The sequence below is a fragment of the Arthrobacter nitrophenolicus genome (assembly GCF_000332815.1).
In the GTDB taxonomy this organism is placed as follows: Bacteria; Actinomycetota; Actinomycetes; order Actinomycetales; family Micrococcaceae; genus Arthrobacter; species Arthrobacter nitrophenolicus.
Genome location: NZ_AOFD01000003.1, coordinates 42,156 through 67,467 on the forward strand (window position 1 = coordinate 42,156; position 25,312 = coordinate 67,467).

Below are 25,312 nucleotides of genomic sequence, written 5' to 3' on the forward strand. Positions count from 1 at the left end.
GACAGTAACGGAGCAGTAACGGTGGAGTAACGCCCGTCTGATCGACTGGTTCCTGTGTTCCCTCGCGTGTGAGGACGGTGATTGATGGGGCAGCCGTGGAGTTCCCTCCGGGTGGCAGGCGTGGCACTGGACGTCCCGGAACAGCTGGCCCCCTCCCAGGAACGCGCCATCGAGGGCGGCGCCGCCGTGCTCGAAGGCGCGGGCATCAGGCTGACCGTCGACGCGAGCCCCTTCGCTGACCCTCTCACCCGCTACACGGCCAAGCCCGGTTACGAGCACTGGCAGGAAAACGTGGGCAGCGCCACCGCGGACTTCGTCTCGTTCGAGGAGGAGGGAATCCGCACCCTTGCCGCCAACTTCCCCGGCCGCGCCACCGCCGTCGTCCATCTGTCCCCCGGCGCGGAACGGGACACCGCACTGCAGATCCTGCGAAGTATTCGAACAGATCAAGGAGAGTCCAATGACTGAAGAGCAGTACCGCGCGGCCCCGTACCTGGCCGCCGTCGAAAACACCGCCCCGGGGGAACGCAGTCCGGGATTCAGCAAGGTGCAAAGCTACCTTGAGCGGTTCGGCTACCTGGGCGAAGCAACGCCCCGGGAGCTCGGCGTCCTGGACGACCCCACCGAAGGGGCCCTCAAGAAATTCCAGGAGTTCTTCCACCTGCCCGTCACCGGCGTTTTCGACGACGCCACCCGCGACGTCATGATGCAGGCCCGCTGCGGCCTTCCGGACATGCGCGGCGGCGAACTCGCCTTCGCCACCCAGTGCGCGTGGAACGACCGGACCCTGACCTACGCTTTCGACACCGGGACCGACGACGTTGCGGGCACCGCCGATTTCGACGCCATCCGGCGCGCCATCCAGACCTGGCAGAACGTGGGCGGCCTGACCTTCACCGAGGTGGCCCTCGGCTCCAGCCCGGACATCCGCATCGGCTGGCGGCCTGCGGCGGACCCGGACCACTCGATGGTGGGCGGGGTCCTGGCGCACGCCGACTTCCCGCCCGGCTGCAGCGTGGTCACCAACACCCTGCCCAAACCGGTCCACTTCGATGACAGCGAGCACGTCTGGAGCGTGGGTGCCGCGGCGAGCGCCTTCGACATCGAGACGGTGGCGCTGCACGAGTTCGGCCACATCGTGGGGCTGGCGCACTCCAGCGTGGCGAACGCCGTGATGGCCCCCACCGTGTCCTCCAACTTCACCAAACGGGCCCTCACCCAGGACGACATCGACGGGTTCCGGGCCCTTTACCCGGCAGCCCCGCAGGCGTGGTCCGGCTGGGACTCCCTGGGCGGCGTGATCACCTCGGACATCTCGGTGGGCAACAACAAGGACGGCCGGCTGGAGGCCTTCGCCCGCGGGACCGACGGCGCCGTCTGGCACCGGTGGCAGGTCGCGCCCAACGGCAACTGGGCCGGATGGAACTCCCTGGGCGGGGTCATCACCACCGAGATCGCCGTGGGCAGCAACCAGGACGGCCGGCTGGAAATCTTCGCCCGCGGCACGGACAACGCCCTCTGGCACCGCTGGCAGACAACCCCCAACGGCAACTGGGCGGGCTGGAATTCCCTTGGCGGCGTCATCACCGGGCCGCCGGCCACCGGACGCAACGCGGACGGCCGGCTGGAGGTCTTCGCCCGCGGGACCGACGGCGCCGTCTGGCACCGCTGGCAGACCGCCCCGAACGGCAACTGGTCCGGCTGGAACTCCCTGGGCGGCGTCATCACCTCGGAGATCGCGGTGGGCAAGAACAAGGATGGCCGGCTCGAGGTCTTCGCCCGGGGCACGGACAACGCCCTGTGGCACCGCTGGCAGACCGCACCCAACGGCAACTGGTCCGGCTGGCATTCGCTCGGCGGCATCCTCACGTCCAACATCACCATCGGCAGCAACAAGGACGGCCGGCTGGAGGCGTTTGTCCGCGGCACGGACAACGCGCTCTGGCACATGTGGCAGACGGCGCCGAACAGCGGCTGGTCCGGCTGGCAGTCCCTGGGCGGCATCCTGACCTCCGATATCGCGGTGGGCAAGAACGCGAGCGGCCGGCTGGAGGCCTTCGTCCGCGGCACCGACAACGCGCTCTGGCACATGTGGCAGACCGCGCCCAACAGCGGCTGGTCCGGCTGGCATTCCCTGGGCGGCATCCTCACCTCGAACATCACTGTGGGCAGCAACGCCGACGGCCGCCTGGAGGTCTTTGTCCGCGGCACGGACAACGCCATGTGGCACAGGTGCAGAACATGCCGTTCCTCACGGAAGAGACCACCGCGGCCGCGGCGATGGCAGGCGGCACGGACATATCGTCCGACGGTGGCGCTCCCCAGAGCATCGAGATGCCGCTTGGCGCCATGGCCGGCAGCGTGACAACCAACGGCCACAAGGGTGGTGCGGCGCAGGAGATGCCCGCGGGGACGATGGACGGCGCGGAGAAGGAGCCCGCGACTGCCGAGGATTCCGGAGGCGGCCAGGAGACCGCAGGCGAGGGCCATGCGGATCAGGGCCCGTCGAATCAGGACAAGCCGGATCAGGGCAAGCCGGATCAGGAGAAGTCAGATCAGGAGGCCTCGTCCGGGAAGATGCCGGCTGGAGGCATGCCGGCAGGCGTCTGACCTGGCACCAAGGCGGGAGGTACGACGGCGGCGCGCGGCCGCGTCGTACGTTATTCCGGGTCTCCGGCCGCGTCCGTAATGACGGCAGGTCGCCGGGACCCGGCCACCATCGGGACCTTTTCGAGGGCGTAGACCATCTTCAGGTGGTAGGCGTAGCGGACAAAGAAGGACGCGCACAGCGTCCCCGCCTGTGCCACCGGGCTGGGCATGTGGACGTACTCCACCAGCATCCATAGGAGAGGAATCCGCGCCACGGCCTCGAACGTGTTGAAGGTGAACGAATGGAGGAACCGGTGCAGAAACGGCCTCCGGCGTTTGCCCAGGTCCGCGAAGGCGATCTTCTCCTGGAGCAGGAAATTGGTGACGATGGTGGTTTCCCCCGCGACGATGGCGGCAAGGATGTAGTCAACGCCCGCAGCCACCAGGGCCATCATGATGAGGATGTTCAGTACGGTGCCGAATGCCCCGATCATGGCAAAGCGGAAAACCCTCATCCCCAGGACGAGCCCGGCCAGGCGGATCATGATCCCTCCCCGGTAGCGGACGGAGTCCCGCCCGGCAGGACTTTTCGTACCTTCCAGTCGCCGAATGCTGCCACCACGCTGGAGTTCTCCAAGGCCTGACCGGCGTTTTCCAGGCCCAGGTTGGTGACGTTGCGCCTGGTGGGCGGGCCTTCGACAATCCAGTCAACGCTGCGCCAGCCGTCCGGGTGACGCTCCGCAAAGTCGGAGTCCAGGTCCATCTTCTCGATGGCGATCACTTTCCAGGGATCGTGCCGGCCGTCTGCGTTGAGGTCCTGCCACATGGAGTAAGGGACAAGCGCAACATCGTCCTTGGGCAGGTTTTCTTTGGACCATTCCAGGGCCTTGTTCCAGTCGGCGTTTTCGTTGCCGGCCATCAGCCGCTGGTTCGTCGCGGACCATGGTGGGACCACCACCAGTGCCAGGCTCAAGATCAAGACCGCGTTTGCGGCCACCAGGGCGGCCGGACCTTGCCCCGGTGCGGCCAGCGGGGACTGCTGCCGGCCCGGCAAACGGACCAGCCCGAAGATCTTCGACAAGATGCGGCTGGCAAAATCCGCGGCAACGGAGGTGGCCAGGGCCAGGAACGGGATGGCCGCAATGATGTACATGCCAGGTAGATAGCCGTGGCCAATCAGAACGGGAGCCGCGAATAGGAGCAAGGCGGCAGGAATCCAGCGGGCCTCCCGCTGTGCCAGGCACACCGCCGCTGCGGCCGCACCGAGGAGAAGCAGGAGGTTGTCGTAATACATCCAGCCCAGAACAAGTTCCTGCCTGCCTGAGCCGGCGTCAAGGATGCTGCCCGATCCCGGCCGTGAAACAAACTGGTAAGCCAGCGCGTCCTGCAACGAGACGTGGCCCGGGCCCGAAACAAGCTCTCCCTGCAGGATTGCCAGGAGCGGGAAGAAGCCGAGTATCAGGCCTCCCACGGAGAGGAACCCGATGAGCGAGAAGGATCGGGTCTCCCACTTGGGGCGGTGCAGCAGGGCCACCAGCAGGGCCGGGCCAAAAATGGCCAGTGTCTCCTTGGACAGTACGGCGACGGCAAAACAGGCGGCCGCGCCCACGTGATCCCACAGCTTCAGCTGCGGCGACAGCACCAGGTAGAACGCCAGCAGCAGCCAAGGCAGGCCCACGTTATCGATGAACACCTGCCTACCCAGCACCAGAGACAGCGGCGATATGCAGTAGAGCAGTGCGGCCAGTACCGCGAACGGCAGGCGGAGATTCAGGCGCCGTGCGATCAGGAAGACCAGGACCGTACTCGCCACGAAGTACAAGGCCACAACATAGCGCATTTGCCCGACGGCCACTTCGCCGCCCAGGCCAAGGATCCCGGGGAGCCATGCCAGGGCTGCCAGTTGCACCCATCCCAGCGGCGGGTGGTCATACCAGTAGGTATAGGGGGCCAGGCTGCCGTGGAGCGTGGACAGGGCCTGAGCCGTATAGGTGCCCTCATCATCCTGGTAGCCGGGCGCGTCCAGGATGTTCCACCAGGAAAGACTGAGCGCGGCCACGGCAATCAGGAACGCGGCCATCTGGTCAGGGCTCCGGTACCGGAAGAAGTGCAGGACTGTGGCAAGAAAACGGCTGGCTTCGACGGCAGGAACGGGAGATGACCACCTCTTGGGGACCGGTTGCAGCAGGGCATTCATGGCCGCGCCGCCAGGTACCCGAGGTGTGAACCGGCGTGCATGGTCTTCTCCCAGGCGAAGTCGCTTTGCCGGAATTTGACCAAGGCCCGAAGAGCCGAATACGCAAGCAGGACCTGGTAGAACGGGGTTCCCAGGACCAGCCGCAGATGGTCGTAGAAACGGATTCTGTAGCCGTGGTCCCGCCCGAATTCCCGAAGCATGCACACGTCGAAGGCCACCGCGGCAACGGCCGGAACCAGCGGGACGAACGTCAGCAAAGTGATAGGGATGGGAAATTTTCCAAAGATTGCGGTAAGGATGGACAACGGGATGCACAGCCCGGCGAAGGCCATAAAGTGCTGCTGCATGAGCGTCCACCAGGCGACGCAGCGCTGCCTCAGGGTGGGTAATGCCCGCCAGTCCCGTTTGGCGATGACCTGCATGAAGCCCAGCGACCACCGCGTCCGCTGTTTCACCAGTGCGCGGATCGAATCCGGGGTTTCCTCCTTGGTCACCAAATGCGGAGCGTAGGCAATGACGATCCTTCGGTTCAGGACTGACAGGCGCACGCCCAAGTCACAGTCCTCGGCCAGACAGTTGCCATCCCATCCGTTGATGGAGCTGAGGACCTCCCTCCGGACAAAAACCGTGTTGCCGCCCAGGGGGATGAACCCCTGGCCGGCGTAGGCGTGGAGGCGGGAGCGGAACCACATGAAGTACTCCAGGCAGTTACGCAGGGCGTACCAGGAGTCCCGGTAGTTGACCAGCTGGACTGCCCCTTGGACAACGTCGGCGTTCCGGGCAACGAAGCAGGTGTCTACATGCAGGAGCAGGTCCGGGGCCGCAATGGATTCCGCATCGAAGATCCCCACAACGTCCTTCCGGCACATTGCCAACGCCGTGTTGAGCTGCCGGGGCTTGTTCTTGACCGCCCCTTTGTCAACACTGACCCGAACGAGTTCCGGACGCTCTGAGGCCAGCATGCGGGCCACCGCCACTGTGTGCGGATCGTCGTGGCCCACGGAGATGATCACCTCGATATCCGGATGGTTCTGGCCGCAGAGGTGGTCCAGGGTGCTGCGCATGACCGTTTCGCTTTCGTGCCTGCACGGCATGATGAGGGAGAACGAGACGCCGGGGACGGGCAACAATGGCGTGTACGACGTCGCCGCCTGGGTTTGCGGGTCCCACCAGGCGTGTGTAGAGACGTAGAGGGTAGACAGGGCAATCACGAACAGCACAGCCGATATACCCGTGATGACGGCTCCGAGAATGAGGACAGGGACTTCTGGGGACATGGTGGGCCTGTTCGGTAGCGGGGACTGGCTCCCCTCGGGGCGCCGGTTTTGGGCGGGCTGAAGCAGAGCCGCGGGACGGCGGCCTCAATTGGGTGGGTGAGCAGGATCCTGGGTTGCCCTTAGGGCTTACCGGTCACCAGCGGCGCAGGCCTTCCCATCGCTGTTGGTATCCAGGCCTTGGGGATCGATCCCCGGCTGGCGCACCGCCAGGCCGTCACGGAAGTACTTACGGACCTCGCTGCAGGACCAGCGGTGGTCCATAGCGGATGGGTCCTGGCCTGCTGCCCGCATCTCGCTAACGTGCCGGGCCAAGCTTGGTGGTACGGCCGGGAGGCACTGGCCGTCCTCGCCGTACTCGGGCAGGCACCCTCCGGTGCCCGGGGCAGCTCCACCGAATACTTGGGACGGTGTGACTTTCTCCCGCAGCTGAGGAGGTGGTCCCTGGGTTTCCGGGGCGGACCCTGTGGGGTGTTCCCGTCCCGCTGCTGCTTCCAGCGAGGTCTGCTGTCTGTTGGCCGGATCAGCCGTATCTGCCGGGCCCGGCTGTATTCTGCCGCCGGCGGCTGTGGGCGACGGGTTGGTGTGGTTGCTGGCGTGGGCCGGAAGAGCGCTTGGGCTTGAGCTGCCTGCCGAATAGTAGGAGAGTGCCAGCAAGGCCGCCAGGCCCAGCGTGATGATGCTGTTGCGCACCCACCTTCCTGCCGTGCGGAGGGGTCCGTTTTTCCGGGGGTCGGTCATGATATCCACACCCATTTCGCGATGCTTGGAAGGTTATTGGTGTCAAGGACGGTGAGCATGTAAGGGCCGGGCGGCAGCAGGTTCGGGTTTCCCGGGACAGTGGCGCTGACAGTGCCGCCGCTGGTGGTCATTGGCAGGTCGACCAGGCGGGCGTTGGTGTCTGTCTGGTGTGTGGCAGACATCGGGGACATGAGCTGGGCCGCTTTGATGGTGCCGGTGGTCTGCAACGTCATCTGCTGCCCGTATTTTGCACTGCCGGGTGCTGCCGTGATGGTGGGCCGCGTTCCGTTGAACATGTACCTGGGTGAGTAGACGGAGATCCGTGTGTCGTAGGAGTTGTCCAGCGGGTTCGATCCCAGGACCGCCACCCTGCCGTCCGGGAGGAGGATGGCCGAGGAATGGTAGTTCCGGCCCACCGGGTCTGCACCGATGCTCGTCCACGAGTTGGTGGCGGGCTGGTAAATCGCCGCCGTCATGACGTTGTCCGAGCGGTTGTATCGGGCGCCGTTGGCGGCGAGTACGGTCCTGTCCGGAAGGTTCAGGAGGTTGACGTAAGTCTTTCCGGGCCCTGGAAGGTCTGGGCCGGGCACATACCCCGGGTTGGGCTGCTTGAGATCGATGATGTCCACCAGGTTGATGGCGGCCACGTTTCCGTCGGTATTTCCGCCGCCCACGATCATGACCTTTTGGTCCTGTGCGGGGCCCAGCAGCACGGAGCCCGCTTGGTCCCGCATGTCCTTTTGCCGCAGGCCAGGCACATCCCAGATTTGCGCTGTCTGCCAGTTGTATAGGGAGGCTCCGGTACCGGGCAGGCCGTTGCCGAAGGTGTGGCCGCCCGAATAGAACATCCGGCCGTCCTGCATCAAATACATATGCGGTAGGTGCCCCAGAAACTCCAGGTCTGCGGGACGCTGCCGGACGGAAGCCAACTCATTGTGGAGGTCTTGAACATCTCCGTCAGTACTGTTCCCTCAGCCTTTTCGTTCAGGCCGCCGGCCGCCCACACGTCACCGTTACCCAGTTTGGTCAACGTGGGGTACCAGTGCCCGCCCGCCATGTCGTTGAGCGGGTGAAAGGTGTTGTCCGCCGGGTCGAAGTAGTAGCTCTTCTTGGACCCTTGGAAGGTTGTGGGCCCGTCCCCCGCTGTGGGGAAAGCCAGTGTCCCGCCGCCGATCAGGACTTTTCCATCTGGCAGCGTCACGTGTCCAGCGCAGAACATGTCATACGGGACGGGGACGTCCGTGAATGCTCCCGTGGTCGGATTCCATACGGATGCTTTGAAGGACCCGGCGTCAAAGGCGGCTCCATCATTTCCGGATCCGGCGATCAGCAGCACCCTGCCGTCGCTGAGCAGCGTGGAGTGTATGGAACGGAGGGGCAACGGGGACTCGTGTACCTGCCAGGACCCACCGGTCGCGGGGCCGGGGTCTGCAGTCGGAGGCGTTACCACCACTTCTTTCAGGGAGTAGTTGGTGGTCGTCAGCGTGCCGTTGGCCGAGATGGACAGCCCGAACGAGATGGCGTCCACGCCGGCCGGAATGGCCGGGGTTGTGGCCGCGGCGGTGGCCCAGCTGGCGGTGGCGGCGGGCTGTTTGAGGTCTGTCCAGTAGCCCCATCCCGCCGCCGTGTGGGTGAAGACTGTGATCGAGTTGCGGGCTGACGTGGAGGTGTAATCGATGGACACGTTGTATTTGCTGCCAACTTTTACGGAGGGCGCGCAGGCGGGCGTTTCGGCCTGCAAGAGCTTGACGTCACCGCTTGCATAATTGCTGACCGTGATGGACCAGGAACGCGAACCGGCGGCCGCCGTGGCGGGGACATCTGACGAGATACCCTGCGACACGGTCCGCGTACCCCACCCGGTTGCAGTGAAGCAGGCTGGCACGGGATTGCCGGTGGCGAGGGTGCCGTTGACCACCAGTTCGCTGCCCGCAGCCGGTGGTGCGGGCGTTGACGTGCTGGTGGCGAACATCGAGTAGTCGTCAGTGGTAAGTGTCCCGTCGGCGCTGATGGAAAGGCCAAAGGCGATCTGGTCGGTTCCGGCCGGAACGGTCGGGGTGGCAACCTGGGCTTGCGTCCATGCTGCTGACGCGGCTGCTTGGCCCAAGTCGCCCCAGTATGACCAGCCACTGGCGGTGTGCCGGAACGTGGTGATAGAGACCTTGACCGTTGACTGGTACCAGATGCCCAGGTTGTAGGTTTCGCCGGCCGTGACTTTGGGTGCGCACGCCGCGGATTCCTTCTGGATGGCCTTTCTGTCACCGCTCGAATAGCCGGCAATCGTCACGCTCAACGCGCGTCCGCCAGTCCGTCCCGGCGAAAAGCTCCAGGTTCCAGGGGTTCCCCAGCCTGATGCCTGGAAGCAGTCCGGAAACGTTGTACCTGACTCCAGGGAGGGGTTCACTACCAAGTTAGGTCCCACGCTTTCAGCGGCGGCGGAGATGCTGGCGGAGGACAACCCCGCCACGGTCAGCCCAGCTACCAGGAGTCCGGCTGTAACCCGGCGCAGGCCGGGGCGGGAGACTTTCCTGCTTCTATGGCGCCCAGAACCAGGAATGGTCAATACGTAGGGGGTGCGTGGAAGATGGAACAGCTGCACGTGGCACCGGTCCTTTGAAGGGTTGCCGCTGTCAGCGACCACAGAAAGGCGGGTTCGATTCCCGGAATTCCAGCCGCACGGCTTGCTTTGCCAGCGTCGTCATGCGCCGGATTACTGTGGTGAAAAGGTTGCTGCAGGTCCCGTCATTCAGCAGGACCCCGTGTCACCAGCAGGTTCTTGGCCGTAACCGCACCTGCTACATCGACTATAGAAACTGGCCGGTACGTCGTCCTGAGTACCGGGTACTCGATGTAGTTTTTGGGGTTACTTCCCTAATGGGATCCCCCAGAGCCGGAACGGTGGCTAGGGGACGGGAGGGTAGCTATGCGAGGCTCCCAAAGCACTAGGGTGACCTCGTACGACGACGGCGCGCGGCCGCCGTCGTACGCTTGCCTTGCGGGTTTCCGCAGACTTCGTCTGGAGGCCCTTTTCCCGGCGCCGCCCGTCCGTATCATTCAAGGATGCAGCCCGGCTCAGCATCGCACAGGTTGTCGTTGGCTCTCCCCCGAGGGGAGGACTGGTAATGCTCAAAAGGACCGAAGCCCAGGCCATCGCGGCCGCGGTGGACCGGCTCGCCGAGCGGTTCCCCGATGAGCCCCGCTCCGTCGTCGAGGACGTGGTGGCCGAGGAATACAGCCTCCTGGACGGCTGCCGGGTGCGGGACTACGTCGCGATCCTGGTGGAACGCGGCGCCAGGCGCCGGCTGGTCCGCCGGCAGCTCAGCGCAGACTTCGCTAGTGTTCCCGGCGGGTCTCCTGGAGCCGCTTGATGAACCAGCGCGACTGCTCCGGGCCGTAAGGCAGGACGGGGATCGCCTTGGTGGCGTCGCTGGGGGTGTCGCGGATGGACTGGCGCGCCTGGCGGACGGCGGTGGTCATGGTATCCGCCATGGTCTTCACGAACTGGTCGCTGCACGGCTTCCCGTGCCCGGGAATCAGGAACTCGTAGCGGTGGCGCAGCGCTGAAATGTGCCGCAGCGCGTCCGCCCACTCCTCCGGATAGGAGTCCTCGAAGGACGGGTGCGCGCCCTGCTCCACCAGGTCGCCCACGAACAGGGTGGTGGGGGTGCCCACCAGGAGGTCGCCGTCGGTGTGGCCGCGGCCCAGGTAGAAGAGCGTGGCGGTGAGGCCGCCCAGGTCCACCAGCACGGGCTGGTCCTTCACGATGGCGTTGGGGACCACCAGTTCCACGTTCTCGCCCTCACCGGTGGACATCTCCGGTTCCAGGTCCCCACGAAGCGGCGCTGCACGTCCCCGCGCTCATCGATCTCGGCTGCGCAGTTCTGGTGCGCCCAGAACTCAGTGACACCGGCCTCGGCGAACACCGCGTTGCCGAAGAAATGGTCGTAATGCGCGTGGGTATTGACGACGACGAGCGGCAGCTGGGTCTTTTCCCGCACCGCGTCCAGGATCTCCCTGCCCTGCCGGGGGCCGCAGCCGGTGTCGATCACCATGGCCCGTTCGGATCCCACGATCAGTCCGGTGTTCAGCAGCGATCCTTCGGTGACCAGCACATAGTTGTCCGCGCCGACTTCGAGCCATTCCGACATTGTTTCTCCGTACCTCCGGCAAAGCAGTGTTCGTTCGTCTGGCTCCCGATTGTACCCAGCACTTCTTGGAGATCCCGGGAAGCGGCACCTACCGGAAGGTGAGGACAAGCTTGGGTGCGGTTGTGCTGCCCGCCTCCTTCGAGTTCACTGCCAGGCCGTCGGTGCTGCCGGTGTCAACACCAAGTGTGAGCTGCTGGCCGAGCTCGCCGGCCAGGTCTGCGGCCGTCAACGAAATGCTGTAGCCGGTGTTCGCCGCCGTGGGGCCGAGGGTGCCAAGCTGCCGGCGCCGAGCGCGGGGCGGTTGGTGTAGGTGACCCCGGTTTCGGTCCAGCTGTCGTCCGCCACCAGCTTGACGTTCTGCTTGCCGCCCGATGCATTGTCACCAACGCTCAGCTGCAGCGCCGCGCTCTCCAGCGTCCTGCCCGCGTAGGCTGACAGGTCGAACTTCAGGTACACAACCTCCACGGGGCTGTTGTCCACCCACATGACGGATTTCTTGCCATAGTTCGTCCCCGTGCCGCGGCTGGACACGTAGCTGTCGGCGGTGGCGGTAAGCGTGACGGTGTCCGGGCCGGGGCCGGCCGCAGGGGCCGTGGTGAAGGTCCAGGTGTGGTCCGACGCCAGCGCGTTGCCGGCGGCATCCTTCACCCCGTCGGAGCCGCCCCTGATGGTTGCCGTGTAGGCCGTGTCCGGCGCCAGGTCCGAGTCCGGGTCCAGCGTGGCAACGCTGCCGGTGCCGCTGTACGTCACGGACGCGGGCACCGCCGTCGTCCCCGCTGTCAACGTGAATGTGTCCTCGCTGACCGTGGACGCATCCAGCGTTTCCGAGAACTGTCCGGTCACGTTCGCCGTCACTGCCACATCGGCAGCGCCGGCGGCAGGGGACGTCGCCGTCACGGCCGGGGCGGTGGTATCGCCGGTGCCACCGCCGCCGCCCGTGCCGGCGGGTGGATCGTAGAAGTGCCAGTACCGGCTGGTGGCGTTGACGCCGGCGAGCACCAGCAGGCCGCTGTTGGCCGTGCCCCGCGCCTCGCTGTTGAGGTTCTGCTTGGTGGAGGTCACGTCGTGGGCATACTGGTCGGCATCCATGATGCGGTTGGTCTTCGTGGTGGTGAAGCTGATGTTGTTCAGCGGTGTGGACTTCTCGTAGATGGCGCCGCCCGAGCTGGTGCAGGTGCCGGCGTTCGTGGTGCCGGACGGCTTCGGATAGGTGGCGAACGTCCGCAGCAGCTGGGCGCTCTCATCGATCAGGACCATCACCCGGTTGGGGCACTCGGCCACGGTGGCGATCGTGTGGGCTGTCCAGTTGATGCCGTTCAGCGCCAGCAGCTGGATCAGCGGCTGCGTGGATGACGTGAACGAGGTCTTGATGGCGGCGAACACGCGGCCGCCGGAGGAGTCCAGCCACTTCAGGTTCATGTGGTCGTCACCGCTGCGCAGGCCCGAGACCGCCGCTTGAGGAGCCGACCAGTCAGTTTCCGGCGCGCGTCCACGTGGAAGCTCCAGTACATGCCGTCGGTAGCGTCGTCCTTCTGCCGGCTCCACATGACACCGATCTTCCCGTCGAACGCGATCAGGCCGAGTTGTCATCGACAGACACGTCGCCCAGCGTCGAAGGATGCGCGAACGGGGTGCCCCAGGTGGCGCCGTCCGTTGCGGTGGCGTTCAGGTAGATCCGGTTCCCCTGCTGCCAGGTGGCCCAGACCCGGCCGGTGGAGTCCTTGTCGATGGTCAACGTCTCCACGCGCTGGTTGTTGATCTGCGTGGCACCCAGAAGGGTGTACTTCTTGGCGCCTGCGTCATAGCTGTAGCGCCGCATGGTGGTGGGATAGTTCGGTTCGGCCGGGACGCCGTCGTTGACGAACCGGTAGCTCGCCACGTAGAGCGTGGTCCCGTCCCACAGCACGTCATGGTGCGTGTTCGACCGCGGATCGGTGGCCACACCCGTGTCCACCCAGGTGCTCGTGGCGGAATCGAACCGGAAGATGTGGAAATCGGACGTGGCGGTGTCCCAGAGGTTTCCCCACCAGGTGCCGTCGTTGAACCACAGTGAGCTCGTGGCCCTCTTGGTGCCCGTGGGCGTCCCCGTCCCAAGGTGCGACGGGCCCTCAACCCCAATGTCGCCGTCGGCCGCGGAGGCCCCCACCGGCACCGCGAGGACACCGGTGATGGCAAGCAGCAGCGCTGCCAAGAGTGCATGGATCCGCAGGTACCGGCGGCCGTCCAGGTTCACATCAAACACAATCCACCCTCTTCAGCTAGAGCGTGCCCCCTGCCCACAGCGATGCCCCACGGTACCAACGGGGCTTCCGGCCGATCACCAGTAGCGCCTACTCGCTTACAGGACAGCGGCTACCTGCCAGGCAGGGTCTGATACCCGGGTGGACCGCTGCTAGTTCCTGGCCCAGATGGCCACCCAGTCAACGTAGACGTGGCCGGCGGTTTCGGGTGCCGGGCAGCCGGTCAGGCAGGACTCGGTCTGCAGGATGTAGCGCATGGGCGTGTCCGGGACCATGGACGTTGCTACGCCGATGGATTTGCCGTCCAGGAAGAATTCGATGCGGCCGGGAGTCCACTCGGTGGTTGCCACATGCCAGTCGGTGAACGGAACGCTGGGACGGAAGACGTCGAACGTGTGGTTGCCGTCCGGGCCGATGCCGTGCAGGGCGGCGTAGATGACCTTGGACAGGTCCCCTTCCGGGAAGTCGACTTCGCCGTCCTGCGGCCACTGCTTGCTGACCGGCCAGAGCAGCCAGGCCACCTTGAAACCGGGGAGGGAATCGGCCTTGAAGCGCACGGAGTAGCGCCCGTACAGCTGGCTGTTGTAGGGCGGCTGGGTGGCTCCGCCAACTACCGGCGAGGGGGCCGCGCCCATGGAAACACCGTTTTCGGAGTGCAGGAACATGTCCAGGACGCCGTCGTGGACACTCAGGACCTTCGACGGGTAATACCCGGACGTCCGCGCATCCTTGGGCTGCGTTTTGCCATGCGTGTCCGGTGTGCCGTCTTTGTAGGTCTCGTGCCATCTCGAGCCGTAGATGCCGGGAAAACCGCCAAGGGGCACATCCCCGTCCGTGAAATCCTCCACGAAGACCTGCCGCCACCCATCCAGGTCTCCCACCGGGACGGACTGGTAGAAGGCCGGAAATTCGGGCTTCGGAGCCGGCTCGGAGCCGCTGCCGTTGCTGGCGCCGGAGAGTTGGTTTCGATCGTGGCCGCCGGGGTGCTTGCCTCCACACTTGGCTCGGCACTTGGCTGCGGGGAACTTGGCTCGGACGTTGACTCCGGGGAAGGAGCATCCGTGGTGGGCTGGGCAGATTCAGTCACCAGGGTCACGGGCTCGCCGCCCTGCCCTTCCGCGGTCTGTGCCCGCGGGGCATTGGCCGCAACGCTGAGCGTGCCGATGGTCAGCGCCAGGGAAACGACCATGAGGACGACGCCGCCGGTCCGGGCACGGTTCTTGACCGGTTTCGCGGGCAGCGCTTCTTCCTCAGGCACGAGGTGCCGCGGTGTCCCCTGCCCGCCCATCCAGGCAAAGCGGGAGTTGCGCGGGCTGTCTGCCATGGTGTCCTCCCAGCATGGTCCGGCCGGGGACTGCGGGCAAGAACGGAGCGCCCCGGCCTTATCCCCTTTGGTTCAGCGTAAGAGGGGCACCGCAGCAGGTCACGAGTACCGAGTACTCATATTTGGGATTCACCTCTCGTGCAGGTACTTGGTCTTCCCGCGTGCAGGCAGCAACAGCCATGGCGAACCGGTTAAGGCGCAGTTAAGCGGTCAGCAGGACGCTTAGAACGCAAAGGAAAAGCCAGCCGGAAGTCACTCGGAAGCCGGCTTACGTCCAAGGAGAATGCCGCCCTCAACAGGCGGCACCGCACGAAAGGAGCAGTACGTTGTCCGCACTAATTGGAGATCATCGAGCAACCGGGCACGAGACCGGGCCACTGTCTGCGCACGACGTGCGGTTCGCCCGGAAACACAGGGGAACGCGGGCCGTTGCCCTTGCAATGGCCGCCGCCGCTTCGCTGTCGACGGCGGTGCTGGCCGCCGGACCTGCCCAGGCCATTTCCGCGCATGGCTGGGTTGACTCCCAGGCCGTCTCGGTTGTGCTGCCGTTCACCGCTGCAGAGATCAGCGCCCTGCAGGAGCTTGGCGACTTCCTGGGCGCCAACTCACGGATCACTGCTGACCGCTACGCCTCGGGCAACGCCTACCGGTGACAACCGACGATCCAGGCCATAGGGGTCTGGTCTCTTGGCGGGACAGGGACGCGTGCCTGCGAACCTGTCCCGCTCCCATGACGTCGAACCACTATAAATGTAGTGACACTCCACTACATAAGTAGTAATCTGGCCCCGTGGCCACACACTCATCGGGATCCAGTCCGGAAGCGCCGGCCCCCGGCGCCGGCGGGTCCTGCCAGATTTCCCCCACGGAGGCCAGCCATGACCGATTTCTTCACCATGCATCCCGGCGAAACCGCGGCGCCCCTGCCGCCGGGGCCGGTCCTGTCCACTGCGTCCACCGGCATGCAGCGGGTCCACCGCTTCCTGCTCTGGGCCTACGACGAGGCGCCCGACCTGGTGCGTTCCACCGGCCCCGGAGACACCGCCCGCGCCGCCTACGTGGGAAAAATGCTCAGCAACTTCCACAAGGTGCTCCTCGTCCACCAGGAGGGTGAGGACCTGCTGATGTACCCAAAGCTGGGCGAGCGGGCACCGGCGAGCGCACCGCACGTAGCAGATGCTCAGCCACCACAAACAGATCAGGGACCACCTGGAGGCCATCGATCCCATACTGAGGCGGTGGATGCAGACGGCGGATGCAGAAATCAGAACCGAACTCATCCAGCGCTACGAAGACCTGCAGCCCGTCCTCAAGGAGCACCTGCGCCGCGAGGTCACCGAGGTGATGCCCGTCGTCGACCGGGTGATGACCGAAAAGGAACTGATGGCACTCCCCAAGCATGGGGTGGAGCAGTACGACAGGAAGTTCCTGGTCTCCTTCCTCGGCATGGTCCTGGCCACGAACCCGCCGGAAGACCGGAGGAGGATCTTCTTTGACGAGATCCCCGCCCCGGTCCGCCTTGCCTACTGGCTGGTGGGACGAAGGATGTACCGCAAGCAATACGCCACGCTCTTCCCGGGCCGCCCGATCCCCGAGACACTGTAGGCCGACGACGGCGGCCCGCCCCCGCCGTCGTACCTTCCGCGGCCGGCGGGACGGACCGCCGTAACGCCGGGGTAACGCGTCGTCCGGTCCACTGGGTCTTCCGGAAAAGCTGTCGAGGGGGCGGAGTACAGGCATGGGCTGGAGCGGCTGGTTCAACCTAGGTGAACCTGCGGGCGGTTGAGGACGCACTGTAGGAACCAAATGTTCGACGGCGGCACGCGGCCGCCGTCGGGAAGGTAAGGGGTAGGAATTATGAGGACATTACAGACCCCGCAGGCATCGGCGGGCTCTCCTGCAGGGCGCATCGGGGCAGTGGCCGCCGCGGTCATTGGCCTACTGGCCGGCCCGGCGGCCATTCCGGCGGCGGCCTACGACGACGGGCCGCTGGACTACGTGGCCTTCGGGGATTCATACACGGCAGGTATAGGCGCGGGAGTTCCTCGCTTATCGTTGCTTTACCCCATTGATCCTGCGGACCCTAAGCCGTGTTACCAGGCGTCACCGGGTTATGTGGATGTGCTGGACGCACTGGACGACATTGACCTGGCCGTCAACGCGGCCTGTGCCGGCGCTACCGCTGCTGCGACCACGGCTGTGGCACCCACGGTGCCGGAGCAGATTACAGTGGCGTCCGACGCCGGTGATCTGGATTCAGAAACAGACCTCGTCACCATCACTGCCGGCGCCAATGACGTCAATTTCATCAACGCACTCCTGGCCTGCTTGACGCGCAGCGAGGCGGAATGCAGGACTGCAGTTGATGCCGCCGAGGCCCTTGCCCAAAGCGTGTTGCCAGCTGTGCTGGCCCAGGATTACGGAGCAATTCAGACCAAGGCACCCAACGCCACGATCGCGGCACTGGGATATCCGCATTTGTTCGCTCCGGAGTTTGCCGGTGGCGCACTCGTCGAGAACATCGAAATCTTCAACGCCGGTACTGACACCCTCAACAAGATCATCAGGGACGCAGCCAAGTCCTCCGGCGCCGTCTACGTCGAAGTTACTGACGACTTCGCTGGTCACGGCATTGGTGCAGAGGATCCCTGGATCAACTTCAATCCAGCAGACCCCCTGTTCGGCAGCAACTTCCACCCAACTGCCGAAGCTATGCCAAGGGATATGCCGCAGCAGTCGTGGAGGAAGTGGAGATCGGCGAGTTGGCGCACTGACGGGTCAGGGCAAACCCTTCCCCTGAAAAGTCAGGAAGCCTCCGCTTAGCGTTCGACGCTTAACAAATGCATCAGCAAGGCCCGCCGCGGGTTGCCCGGATTGTCGAGGACATGGAATTCCAGTTGGCGGCGGGCCTCCGCTTCGCCGCTGGCCGTGTCTGAGAGGATCTCATCAATAATTTCCTGTGCCTGTTGCTCCAGGAGGACCACTTCCTGATCAGCTTCAGAAAACACCGTGCTGTTATTCATATTCAGCCTTGTCATGTCCGAGCAGGCCCTTATCAGGCCTGCATCCCAGGGCTCCCCAGCCCACTCCAGAATGTTCGGATATTACAAGGCGCCCGGGAAATGCCCGGACAATGACACGCAAATTCGCGGACAAGAATTTTTCGGAATGCAGCACTCAGTTCTGATTTTCGCTACGCAAACTATCCAGCGCGGCCGAAATACGGGTAGCGCCAGCAATTTTAATAGCGGCATAAATTTTGCGCAGCGAAATCGACCGGACCGCTGGATAACATGGCGTGCCCGAGGCTTTGATCAGCGAACCTTCGCCTTGGTCACGGTGATCGTGATCGGGTCCGTGACCGCGTCGGGGCTGAGCCCGTTCGTGGCGGTCACACTGAACGTGAACCTGCCGGCCTTGGTCGGTGTTCCGGACAAGACTCCTGTGGTGGTATCCAGGGTTAGGCCTGGGGGCAAGGCACCGGAGGCAACATGGAAGGTCGGGGCCGGGGCACCTGTAGCGGCGAATGTGTAGCTGTAGGCGGCACGCGTGTTCGACTTGGTCGGCGGTGTGGCCGCGGTGAACACGGGAGCTGCATCCACAGTGATGACCGACACCGTGTTGGAAGCCGTGTTGACGACATAAACCCTCGACCCGTTCGGGGCAACAGCAACGCTGGTCGGAGACGCCCCGACCGTGATGGTGGAAGTCACCGCGCCGGAGACCACGTCGATGACAGACACCGTGTTGGAACCGGAGTTGGTGACGTAGGCTGTCAACCCGTCCGGGGCAATCGCCACACTGTCCGGGGCCCACCCGACCGGGATGGTGGAGGACACAGTTCTGGTTGCCACGTCGATGACCGACACCGTGTCGCCCTCGTTGTTGGCGACGTAGGCTTTGGACCCGTCCGGCGTGAACGCAACGCCGGTCGGAGAAGACCCGACGGGAATGCTGGAGGTCATCTGGCTCGTGCCCACATCGACCACCGACACCATGTTGGAATCCTGCCCGTTGGTGACGTAGGCCGTTGAACCGTCCGGGGTGAACGCAACGGCGTTCGGAAGCGGCCCAACCGGGATGGCGGAGGTCATCGTTCCCAGGGCTACATCGATGACCGACAGCGTGTAGGTACCAGCGCTGGTGACATAAGCCTTCGACCCATCCGGCGTGAATGCAACGGCAGTCGGAGTCTCTCCCATCGAAATCGAGGAGGTCACCGTGCCCGACGCCACATCAATGACCGACACCGTGTCAGAACCGGTGCTGGTCACATAGGCCTTCGACCCGTTCGGGGTTACCGCAACACCGATGGGAAACGGCGCGACCGGGATCGTGGAGGCCGCCGCGCCTGAGGCAACGTCGATGACGGACACCGTGTCGGATTCGGCGTTGGTGACGTAGGCCTTCGACCCGTCCGGCGTGAAGGCGACGTCTCGAGGGCTCGACCCAACCGGGATGGTCGAGGTCACCGTTGTTGCAGCGGTTGCGGGGAGATTGCCGGCCAGCATGAGCGCCGCAACAATTGTTCCGACGACGGCCGCACGCCGCCTGCGCGGGCCGGCTTGCCTAACTTGAGCCGCAGGTCGGACCGAGTGTCGCCGGGACCGTGTCTTTAGTAGCTGCATCAGATTTCCCCTTTTAACGGCGGGCCGAAACGACGGCTTTCGCCGGAGTTTATAGACCGGGAAATCTACGGTCACCGTTGGTTGGTACCTGTCTTTTGCGACGGCGCTACCTGTTGCGGTGGCGGCTAAGCAGAAGGCGTGGGCAGACGCTCTAGCCGATGATGGGCCGTTCTTCGGGGAGGCGGTAGAGGCGCGGGCGGGCTGAGAGCGCCAGGCTGATGCCACTGCTACGGTACCGATGCGTCCAGTGAACATGAGTGCCATGAGAACCCACTCGGCGGCTGGCGGAAGATTGTAGGTAATGCCGGTGCTCAGACCCACCGTGGCGAAGGCGGAGATGGATTCGAAGAGGACCTTTTCCAGGCTGTAGTCGGTAAACATCAGCAGCAGCATGGTTCCGGCGACGACGGCGGCTATCCCGAGGAGAGCCACGGACAGGGCCTGGCGCTGGGAGGATGAACTGACGGACCGGTGTGCGATGGTCACCTGGTCGCGGCCGCGGACTTCGTTCCAGATGGCGAAGCGAGGACCAGGAAGGTGGTGATCTTGATGCCGCCTGCTGTTCCAGCGCTGCCGCCGCCGATGAGCATCAGGATGTTGGTGACCATGAGCGTTTCCGGTGCGGCGACGCCGTAATCGATGCTGTTGAACCCGGCGGTGCGGGGAAATACACCCCCTGCGAAGGAGCCGAGGATTTTGCCGGTGAGGGACAGCTGGCCCAGGGTTTCGTTCCTGTTCCATTCGAAGGCGCCGAACAGCAGCGTTCCGGCGAGCAGGAGCAGGAGCGTTCCGTAGATAGTGAGGCGCAGGTGGATGGTCCAGTTCCTGGGGTGGATGTCACCGCGGGTGAGCTGGATAATCACTGGGAACCCAAGTCCGCCGGCGATGATGGCCAGGCAGATAGGTGTGATGATCCAGGGGTCTTCGGCGAAGTCGATGAGGTTGCTGCTGTAAAGGGAGAAGCCGGCGTTGTTGAACGCGGACACGGCGTGGAACGCCCCGTGCCACAGCGCCCTAGCGGGATTCGAGTCATACGCGATCCAGAACCGGATGGTCAGGACCAGGGCTGTTGCGGCTCGAAGGTCAGCATGATCTTCGCTACCCGGGTGAGCACGGCCCGGACGTCGCCGAGGTTCAGGGTGTGTGTTTCCGACTGGGCGACGAGCTGGCCGCGCAGCCCGATGTTCTTGCGGACCAGCAGCGCGAGCAGGGTTGCCAGGGTCATGATGCCGAAGCCGCCCACCTGGATGAGCCCGAGGATGATGCCCTGGCCCAGCGGGGTCCAGAACGTTGCCGTGTCCACGGTGATCAGGCCCGTTACGCAGACCGCCGAGACAGAGGTGAACAGGGCGTCCATGAACACATCTGCCGACTGGTCGGTCCGGGCCGCCGGGAGCATCAGCAGTGCCGCGCCAATGATGATGACCAGCAGGAACGCCACGGGAACGGCCCTGACGGGATGGGACATTAGCCGGCGGAAGACGTTGTCCTTCCCGGGCTTGCCGTTCCTGGCTTCCCGCAGCATCTTCTGCACGGCGGCCACGCTGGCAGGGTCCAGCCCCGGGTTTCGAGTTTCCGACGGCGGCGGGCCGCCTTTGCGCAGGCTCATCCCACGTGGATGCCCGGACGGCGGTCCGGGTCCGGCTCGTTCTTGCGGATGATTTCGCGGACCACCGGGGCGGTGTCGCCGCGGCCCAGGAGCAGGTAGCGCATCAGGTGGGCGAGGGGGTTTCCTTCCGACCATTCGAAGTAGGCGTGCGGCCGGACACCGGTGGCGTCCCGCAGGGCCAGGAGGATCGCGGCGATGGCGTTGGGGGCGGCCGGGCTCTGGGCGCGGAGCACCCGGTGGCCTCCCACTTCCATGCCGTGCACTTCGAGGGTGTCGCTGAATTCGGAGGGGTCGGTGATGTTCACTTCGAGGAAGATGACGTCGGCAGTCCCGGGCACCGGATTCATCTCGCGCTGGGCGGCTTCCTTGCCCGCGTATTCTGAGGCGCTGCGCGCTTCCGGGCGGTGGGCGATGAGGTTGATCCGGCCGTCAAAATCCAAGGTGTCGCTGATGAAGCGGCGGGCAACGCCGTCGAACACTATGCGGTCGACGCGCAGCTCGGTGGTGCGGCTGACGCGGGAGACAAGGGAGACGGCGATGATGCCGAGGATGAAGAAAGCGGAGATGGTGATGCCGTCAGGTTTGGCCACCACGTTTGCTGCCAGGGCGTAGAGCATCACGAGTGTCAGGACCGTGAAGGCAACGGCGGCTGCCCGGTGTTTGCGGCGGATGGCGGAGATGGTGACGGCGATGGCTCCGGAGACCATCATGGCCAGGATGCCGGTGGCGTAGGCGCCGGCCTGGGCGTTGACGTCGGCGTTGAAGCCGATGGTGATCAGGACGCTGATGGCCGTGTACACGAGCACCACCGGGCGGACGGCGCGGGACCAGTCCGGAGCCATGCCGTAGGACGGCAGGTAGCGGGGGACGATGTTGATGAGTCCGGCCATTGCGGAAGCACCGGCGAACCAGAGGATCAGGATGGAGCTGACGTCGTAGACGGATCCGAAGCCGTTGCCGAGGTGCTCGTGGGCCAGGTAGGCCAGGGCCCTGCCGTTCGCCTCGCCGCCTGCCTGGAACTCCCCGGCGGGGATCAGCACGGTGGTGACGAAGCTGCTGCCGAGCAGGTAGACGCTCATGATCACGGCCGCCGTCGTCAAAAGCCTGCGGGTGTTTTTGACCCTGCTGGCCAGCTTTTCCTCCGGTGTGGCTCCTTGGGCCGCCACGAGGGGCATCATACTGACGCCGGTCTCAAAACCGGACAGGCCCAGGACCAGCAGGGGAAACGCCATCAGCGCCGGCCCAACGACCCCGCTCAAGCCGCCGCCGGACGACGTGAGCGCGTCCGTCCAACCGGTGAGCGCACCGGGTGTGGCGAGGATTTCCGCGACTCCGGCGCCGATGATGATGGCGTTCATGCCGAGGAAGACGGCCACGAGGGGGATGGCGATGGCCACCGCTTCCGAGAACCCCAGCAGGAACACCCCTCCCAAGATCAGGAGCAGGACAACGGTGATCGCCACGGCCTGCCCATCCAGGAAGGGCGGCAGGTAGGGATTTTCGAGCAGGTGCACCGTGGCGTCAGCCGCTGAAAGGGTGATGGTGACGATCCACGACGTCGCGACGAACCCGAGCAGGACCAGCACGAAGATCTTTCCGCGCCAGAAGGGCAGGAGCCGTTCCAGCATCGCCACGGATCCCTGCCCGTGCGGGCTTTCCTTGGCCACCCGCCGGTACATGGGCAGCATCCCTAGCAGCGTCAGGGCCACGATCAGCAGCGTAGCCAGTGGGGACAGCGCGCCGGCGGCCAGGGCTGCGATGCCGGGGAGGTAGGACAGGGTGGAGAAGTAGTCCACCCCGGTCAGGCACATGACTTTCCACCAGCTCTGCTGGGATGCGTGGGTGTCAGAGGTTTCCGGGCCGACGGGCTGGTTGACCCGGTGTTCGAGCAGCCACCGGACCAGCGGACTGCCGGGTGCGGATTTCCGTTCCGGGTTGGGAACGGTGGCGGGTATGGAGAACCGGGCGGAAGCCGTCAAGGACGTGTCTTTCTATACTGCCTGCGACGGGCACAAACAGCCCCGTTTCAGGCGCGACGCTGTGCTGATAACCACCGGAGCGTAGCACCGCGTTCATCCCGTATTCGGGGCGTTTCCGCGGATCTTAATGCTTTCTTAACGCCCCCCCGCTGAACCCTCCAGGGCAGCTATTCCCGGAAACGGTATCCCAGTCCGGCCTCGGTCAGCAGGTGCCGGGGATTCGCCGGATCGGCTTCGAGCTTGCGCCGCAGCTGTGCCAGGTAGACCCGCAGGTAGCCTGTTTCCTCGGCGTAGGCCGGTCCCCAAACCTGCCGGAGGATCTCCTCATGCGTGACCAGGGCGCCGCTGTTCCTGACCAGCAGCTCAAGGATGTTCCACTCTGTGGGGGTCAGACGGACGGGAACTCCGCGCCGCGTCACCTGCTTGGCCGGGAGGTCGACAGTGAAGCCCTCGGTTTCAATCACCGGAACATCCCCGGATGATCCCCTCCGCAGGGCCGCCCGCAGACGGGCCAGGAGTTCATCCATTCCGAAGGGCTTGGTGACGTAGTCGTCGGCGCCGGCGTCCAGCGCCTGGATCTTGTCATCGGAGCCGTGCCGGGCTGAAAGGACCACAATCGGGACGTCGTTCCAGCGCCGGAGCCTGCGGATCACTTCAACCCCGTCCAGGTCAGGAAGCCCCAGGTCAAGGATGATGACGTCCACCGGATGCTGTGCTGCCCGCTCCAGAGCATCGTTCCCCGTCAACGCGGTCACCGTCGAGTAGCCCCGGGCGGTCAGGTTGATCTGGAGGGCACGGAGGATCTGAACCTCGTCGTCAACGATCAGAACTGTGGCCACGCTGTCCTTTCGTGCCGGATGAAGGCGCTACGCCGGTGGAGAGCGGCAACCGGACCACCATCGTCAGGCCCCCGCCAGGGGTGGGCTCGGCCAGCAGGACCCCGCCCATGGCCTCGGTGAACCCCTTCGCCACGGCAAGGCCAAGACCGATCCCGGTTCCCGGCGTCGTGTCATCAGCGCGCTGGAAGGGCCGGAACATCGCCAGGACCTCATCAGCCGGGATGCCCGCGCCGCGATCGACGACGGTCAGCTCGCTGGCGGGAACATCCCCAATTCTTGCACTTCCGGCACCGCCAACAGTTCCGGAAATCACCACATCCGACCCCGGTGCATACTTCAGGGCGTTTTCCACCAGGTTGGCGATCACCCTCTCCAGCATTCCGGGGTCGGCATCGACAGGGGGCATGTTGTCCGGCAACAGCACGCGGAGCCGCGCGGAGTCGGTGCCGCGGAGCGCTTCACCCACGGCGTCTGCCCAATAGACCGGACGGATCAGGGGTGCCACCGAGTCAGCCGTGATCCTGGACATGTCCAACAGGTTGCTCACCAGCCGGTCCAGCCTGTCTGCCCCTGACTCCACGGTGGCCAGAAGTTCCTCCTGCTCCTCCGCGCTGAAGGTGATGGTCTTGTCACGCAGGCTGCTGGAGGCGAGCTTGATGCCGGCCAGTGGAGTGCGGAGATCGTGGGACACCGCCCGCAGGATGGAGGTCCGCATGGTGTTGCCTTCGGCAAGGCGAAGGTTTTCGCGCTGGCTCGCCGTAAGCTCTTCGCGCTGGACCATGGCCAGCAGGTGGGCGCCGAAGGCGGTCAGCAGCCGCCGTTCATCATCAGTGAGATCCCTTCCGGTGAGTGTCAGGATCCGGTCCCGGTCCAGCTGCTCCACAACGTCCGACGCCGATACGTCACCCGGCTGCGGTTTGCCAGAGGACTCCGCAAGCTCCCACACCACGGCCCCGCCCGGGCCGGTTTCCCGTTTGACCCACAGGCCGGCTCCCACCACCTGGAAATGTTCCCGGACCTTGTCCAGGAAAGCAGGGATGCTGTTTCCCTCGGCGACAGCCCGCCGGCTCAAATCGCTGAGGACCGCTGCTTCCGCCCCTGCCAGGTGTGCTTCCTTGCTGAGCTTGGCCGAGCGGTCCACGACCAGTGACACGGCCACCGCCACCAGGACAAAAATCAGCAGCGCCAGGATGTTCTCTGGATCAATCACCGACAGGGACCCCACGGGATGGACGCTGAAGTAGTTAACGATCAGCCCCGCCACGACGGCCGCCAGCACGGCAGGCCAGAGCCCCCCGAGCAGCGCAACACCAACAATGCCGGTGAGGTGGACCAGCATGTCCGTCGACAGCTGGTCGTGGGGAAGCAGGTCCAGGAGGAACTGCAGGAGCGGCGGGAGTCCCAGAGCGAGGATGAATGCCGGTATCTCCCGGCGCCGGCCCAGCCGCGGACGCCTGCGCCCCCTGCGCTCCCCACCAACGATGCGCCGATTACCCGGTTCCATGGCTCTATTGTTCCCCGCGCGGAAGCTCGAACCCCCGGCGGCGCTGAGTTTTGGGCAGATATGGCGACTTGCGGGCTGTTGAGGTCGCTTTATCTGCCCAAAAACTCCTGATGTGGGGGTTTGGTGTCCGCGCCGCCGTCGTTTTCCCGCCTGGTCCGTCGGCTGGCTAGCGGCAGGATCTCCGCCAAAAGTAACGAGCGTTCGGAAGGGGCGGTGGTTGAGCCTGTCGAAACCCGCGGA

At 65.0% G+C, this 25,312-nt stretch carries 23 protein-coding genes and 2 pseudogenes; 7 read left to right on the plus strand and 18 right to left on the minus strand.

The features are described from left to right. Nucleotides 1-84 precede the first annotated feature (84 nt). The 3 genes from G205_RS01460 to G205_RS01470 are packed head-to-tail and all read left to right on the plus strand — an operon-like array spanning nucleotide 85 to nucleotide 2,610. The gene (locus G205_RS01460) at nucleotides 85-468 is read left to right on the plus strand and encodes a hypothetical protein (protein WP_009356396.1); all 384 of its coding nucleotides are present in this window, start codon (nucleotides 85-87) and stop codon (nucleotides 466-468) included. Further along, a complete protein-coding gene (locus G205_RS20525; protein WP_009356397.1) occupies nucleotides 461-2,365 on the plus strand; it encodes a DUF8189 domain-containing protein in 1,905 nt (634 codons plus the stop codon). Before G205_RS01460 ends, G205_RS20525 begins: the two co-directional genes overlap by 8 nt. Next, nucleotides 2,362-2,610, plus strand: a complete 249-nt coding sequence (locus G205_RS01470) for a hypothetical protein (RefSeq protein ID WP_160166581.1) — start codon at nucleotides 2,362-2,364, stop codon at nucleotides 2,608-2,610. The genes G205_RS20525 and G205_RS01470 overlap by 4 nt, the downstream gene beginning before the upstream one ends. 50 nt (nucleotides 2,611-2,660) lie before the next feature. On the opposite strand, the gene G205_RS01475 is transcribed toward G205_RS01470, so the two are convergent. The 6 genes from G205_RS01475 to G205_RS22355 form a co-directional block, all read right to left on the minus strand. Beyond that, entirely contained in the window at nucleotides 2,661-3,134 is a 474-nt protein-coding gene (locus G205_RS01475) for a GtrA family protein (RefSeq protein ID WP_009356399.1), read from the minus strand. Then, nucleotides 3,131-4,786 (minus strand): ArnT family glycosyltransferase, encoded by a 1,656-nt coding sequence (locus G205_RS01480; protein ID WP_009356400.1) that lies wholly within the window; start codon nucleotides 4,784-4,786, stop codon nucleotides 3,131-3,133. Before G205_RS01480 ends, G205_RS01475 begins: the two co-directional genes overlap by 4 nt. Then, entirely contained in the window at nucleotides 4,783-6,063 is a 1,281-nt protein-coding gene (locus G205_RS01485; RefSeq protein WP_052013986.1) for a glycosyltransferase, read from the minus strand. Before G205_RS01485 ends, G205_RS01480 begins: the two co-directional genes overlap by 4 nt. A 126-nt stretch (nucleotides 6,064-6,189) precedes the next feature. Further along, nucleotides 6,190-6,753 carry a hypothetical protein gene (locus tag G205_RS01490; protein ID WP_035751693.1) on the minus strand — a complete coding sequence of 188 codons (564 nt, stop codon included), beginning with the start codon at nucleotides 6,751-6,753 and terminating at the stop codon, nucleotides 6,190-6,192. A gap of 44 nt (nucleotides 6,754-6,797) precedes the next feature. Then, complete coding sequence (locus G205_RS22350; RefSeq protein ID WP_235046738.1) at nucleotides 6,798-7,673, minus strand: galactose oxidase early set domain-containing protein; 876 nt, start codon at nucleotides 7,671-7,673, stop codon at nucleotides 6,798-6,800. Next, complete coding sequence (locus G205_RS22355) at nucleotides 7,664-9,094, minus strand: Kelch repeat-containing protein (protein ID WP_235046739.1); 1,431 nt, start codon at nucleotides 9,092-9,094, stop codon at nucleotides 7,664-7,666. The genes G205_RS22350 and G205_RS22355 overlap by 10 nt, the downstream gene beginning before the upstream one ends. A gap of 829 nt (nucleotides 9,095-9,923) precedes the next feature. Between G205_RS22355 and G205_RS01500 the strand changes: the two genes are divergently transcribed. Further along, nucleotides 9,924-10,169, plus strand: a complete 246-nt coding sequence (locus G205_RS01500; RefSeq protein WP_009356403.1) for a three-helix bundle dimerization domain-containing protein — start codon at nucleotides 9,924-9,926, stop codon at nucleotides 10,167-10,169. On the opposite strand, the pseudogene G205_RS01505 reads toward G205_RS01500, so the two are convergent. The 5 genes and pseudogenes from G205_RS01505 to G205_RS01515 all read right to left on the minus strand — a co-directional run bounded on the left by G205_RS01505 (nucleotide 10,135) and on the right by G205_RS01515 (nucleotide 14,070). Beyond that, nucleotides 10,135-10,949: pseudogene (locus G205_RS01505) on the minus strand (MBL fold metallo-hydrolase). The gene G205_RS01500 and the pseudogene G205_RS01505 overlap by 35 nt on opposite strands. A gap of 88 nt (nucleotides 10,950-11,037) precedes the next feature. Continuing rightward, nucleotides 11,038-11,178 (minus strand): hypothetical protein, encoded by a 141-nt coding sequence (locus tag G205_RS22360; RefSeq protein ID WP_160166582.1) that lies wholly within the window; start codon nucleotides 11,176-11,178, stop codon nucleotides 11,038-11,040. Next, nucleotides 11,175-12,368 carry an Ig-like domain-containing protein gene (locus tag G205_RS22365; protein ID WP_009356404.1) on the minus strand — a complete coding sequence of 398 codons (1,194 nt, stop codon included), beginning with the start codon at nucleotides 12,366-12,368 and terminating at the stop codon, nucleotides 11,175-11,177. The genes G205_RS22360 and G205_RS22365 overlap by 4 nt, the downstream gene beginning before the upstream one ends. A gap of 154 nt (nucleotides 12,369-12,522) precedes the next feature. After that, nucleotides 12,523-13,191, minus strand: coding sequence for a hypothetical protein (locus G205_RS22370; RefSeq protein ID WP_009356405.1), 669 nt, complete (start codon nucleotides 13,189-13,191; stop codon nucleotides 12,523-12,525). A 150-nt stretch (nucleotides 13,192-13,341) separates the two neighbouring features. Then, nucleotides 13,342-14,070 carry a glycoside hydrolase family 16 protein gene (locus G205_RS01515; protein ID WP_009356406.1) on the minus strand — a complete coding sequence of 243 codons (729 nt, stop codon included), beginning with the start codon at nucleotides 14,068-14,070 and terminating at the stop codon, nucleotides 13,342-13,344. An 883-nt stretch (nucleotides 14,071-14,953) separates the two neighbouring features. Between G205_RS01515 and G205_RS01520 the strand changes: the two genes are divergently transcribed. From G205_RS01520 to G205_RS01530, 3 genes are all read left to right on the plus strand, one after another. Continuing rightward, nucleotides 14,954-15,166 carry a hypothetical protein gene (locus G205_RS01520; protein WP_009356407.1) on the plus strand — a complete coding sequence of 71 codons (213 nt, stop codon included), beginning with the start codon at nucleotides 14,954-14,956 and terminating at the stop codon, nucleotides 15,164-15,166. Nucleotides 15,167-15,689: 523 nt separating this feature from the next. Next, nucleotides 15,690-16,118 (plus strand): hemerythrin HHE cation binding domain-containing protein, encoded by a 429-nt coding sequence (locus G205_RS22375; protein WP_009356408.1) that lies wholly within the window; start codon nucleotides 15,690-15,692, stop codon nucleotides 16,116-16,118. Nucleotides 16,119-16,370: 252 nt separating this feature from the next. Next, a complete protein-coding gene (locus G205_RS01530; protein ID WP_083874982.1) occupies nucleotides 16,371-17,336 on the plus strand; it encodes an SGNH/GDSL hydrolase family protein in 966 nt (321 codons plus the stop codon). Here the strand turns inward: G205_RS01530 and G205_RS01535 are convergent. The 7 genes and pseudogenes from G205_RS01535 to G205_RS01560 all read right to left on the minus strand — a co-directional run bounded on the left by G205_RS01535 (nucleotide 17,333) and on the right by G205_RS01560 (nucleotide 25,072). Then, entirely contained in the window at nucleotides 17,333-17,536 is a 204-nt protein-coding gene (locus G205_RS01535) for a hypothetical protein (RefSeq protein ID WP_009356410.1), read from the minus strand. The two genes, G205_RS01530 and G205_RS01535, sit on opposite strands and share 4 nt — an antisense overlap. A 291-nt stretch (nucleotides 17,537-17,827) precedes the next feature. After that, the gene (locus G205_RS01540) at nucleotides 17,828-19,024 is read right to left on the minus strand and encodes a beta-propeller fold lactonase family protein (protein WP_009356411.1); all 1,197 of its coding nucleotides are present in this window, start codon (nucleotides 19,022-19,024) and stop codon (nucleotides 17,828-17,830) included. Between the two features lie 396 nt (nucleotides 19,025-19,420). Further along, nucleotides 19,421-20,127 (minus strand): annotated as a pseudogene (locus G205_RS23630) (potassium transporter TrkG); the annotation flags it as partial. A gap of 68 nt (nucleotides 20,128-20,195) precedes the next feature. After that, entirely contained in the window at nucleotides 20,196-20,750 is a 555-nt protein-coding gene (locus tag G205_RS23635; protein ID WP_338058361.1) for a potassium transporter TrkG, read from the minus strand. After that, complete coding sequence (locus G205_RS01550; RefSeq protein ID WP_009356412.1) at nucleotides 20,747-22,729, minus strand: APC family permease; 1,983 nt, start codon at nucleotides 22,727-22,729, stop codon at nucleotides 20,747-20,749. The genes G205_RS23635 and G205_RS01550 overlap by 4 nt, the downstream gene beginning before the upstream one ends. 167 nt (nucleotides 22,730-22,896) lie before the next feature. Then, nucleotides 22,897-23,568 carry a response regulator gene (locus G205_RS01555; protein ID WP_009356413.1) on the minus strand — a complete coding sequence of 224 codons (672 nt, stop codon included), beginning with the start codon at nucleotides 23,566-23,568 and terminating at the stop codon, nucleotides 22,897-22,899. After that, nucleotides 23,546-25,072: a sensor histidine kinase gene (locus G205_RS01560; protein WP_009356414.1), complete on the minus strand. Its 1,527-nt coding sequence runs from the start codon at nucleotides 25,070-25,072 to the stop codon at nucleotides 23,546-23,548. Before G205_RS01560 ends, G205_RS01555 begins: the two co-directional genes overlap by 23 nt. Nucleotides 25,073-25,312 lie beyond the last annotated feature (240 nt).

Excerpts from the sequence above, each read along its gene's own strand:
- G205_RS01460 (WP_009356396.1), top strand. The coding sequence starts at position 85 with ATGGGGCAGCCGTGGAGTTCCCTCCGGGTGGCAGGCGTGGCACTGGAC.
- G205_RS20525 (WP_009356397.1), top strand. The coding sequence starts at position 461 with ATGACTGAAGAGCAGTACCGCGCGGCCCCGTACCTGGCCGCCGTCGAA.
- G205_RS01475 (WP_009356399.1), bottom strand. The coding sequence starts at position 3,134 with ATGATCCGCCTGGCCGGGCTCGTCCTGGGGATGAGGGTTTTCCGCTTT.
- G205_RS01480 (WP_009356400.1), bottom strand. The coding sequence starts at position 4,786 with ATGAATGCCCTGCTGCAACCGGTCCCCAAGAGGTGGTCATCTCCCGTT.
- G205_RS01485 (WP_052013986.1), bottom strand. The coding sequence starts at position 6,063 with ATGTCCCCAGAAGTCCCTGTCCTCATTCTCGGAGCCGTCATCACGGGT.
- G205_RS22350 (WP_235046738.1), bottom strand. The coding sequence starts at position 7,673 with ATGTATTTGATGCAGGACGGCCGGATGTTCTATTCGGGCGGCCACACC.
- G205_RS01500 (WP_009356403.1), top strand. The coding sequence starts at position 9,924 with ATGCTCAAAAGGACCGAAGCCCAGGCCATCGCGGCCGCGGTGGACCGG.
- G205_RS22365 (WP_009356404.1), bottom strand. The coding sequence starts at position 12,368 with ATGAACCTGAAGTGGCTGGACTCCTCCGGCGGCCGCGTGTTCGCCGCC.
- G205_RS01520 (WP_009356407.1), top strand. The coding sequence starts at position 14,954 with ATGGCCGCCGCCGCTTCGCTGTCGACGGCGGTGCTGGCCGCCGGACCT.
- G205_RS22375 (WP_009356408.1), top strand. The coding sequence starts at position 15,690 with ATGCTCAGCCACCACAAACAGATCAGGGACCACCTGGAGGCCATCGAT.
- G205_RS01530 (WP_083874982.1), top strand. The coding sequence starts at position 16,371 with ATGAGGACATTACAGACCCCGCAGGCATCGGCGGGCTCTCCTGCAGGG.
- G205_RS01535 (WP_009356410.1), bottom strand. The coding sequence starts at position 17,536 with ATGAATAACAGCACGGTGTTTTCTGAAGCTGATCAGGAAGTGGTCCTC.
- G205_RS01540 (WP_009356411.1), bottom strand. The coding sequence starts at position 19,024 with ATGCTGGCCGGCAATCTCCCCGCAACCGCTGCAACAACGGTGACCTCG.
- G205_RS23635 (WP_338058361.1), bottom strand. The coding sequence starts at position 20,750 with ATGAGCCTGCGCAAAGGCGGCCCGCCGCCGTCGGAAACTCGAAACCCG.
- G205_RS01560 (WP_009356414.1), bottom strand. The coding sequence starts at position 25,072 with ATGGAACCGGGTAATCGGCGCATCGTTGGTGGGGAGCGCAGGGGGCGC.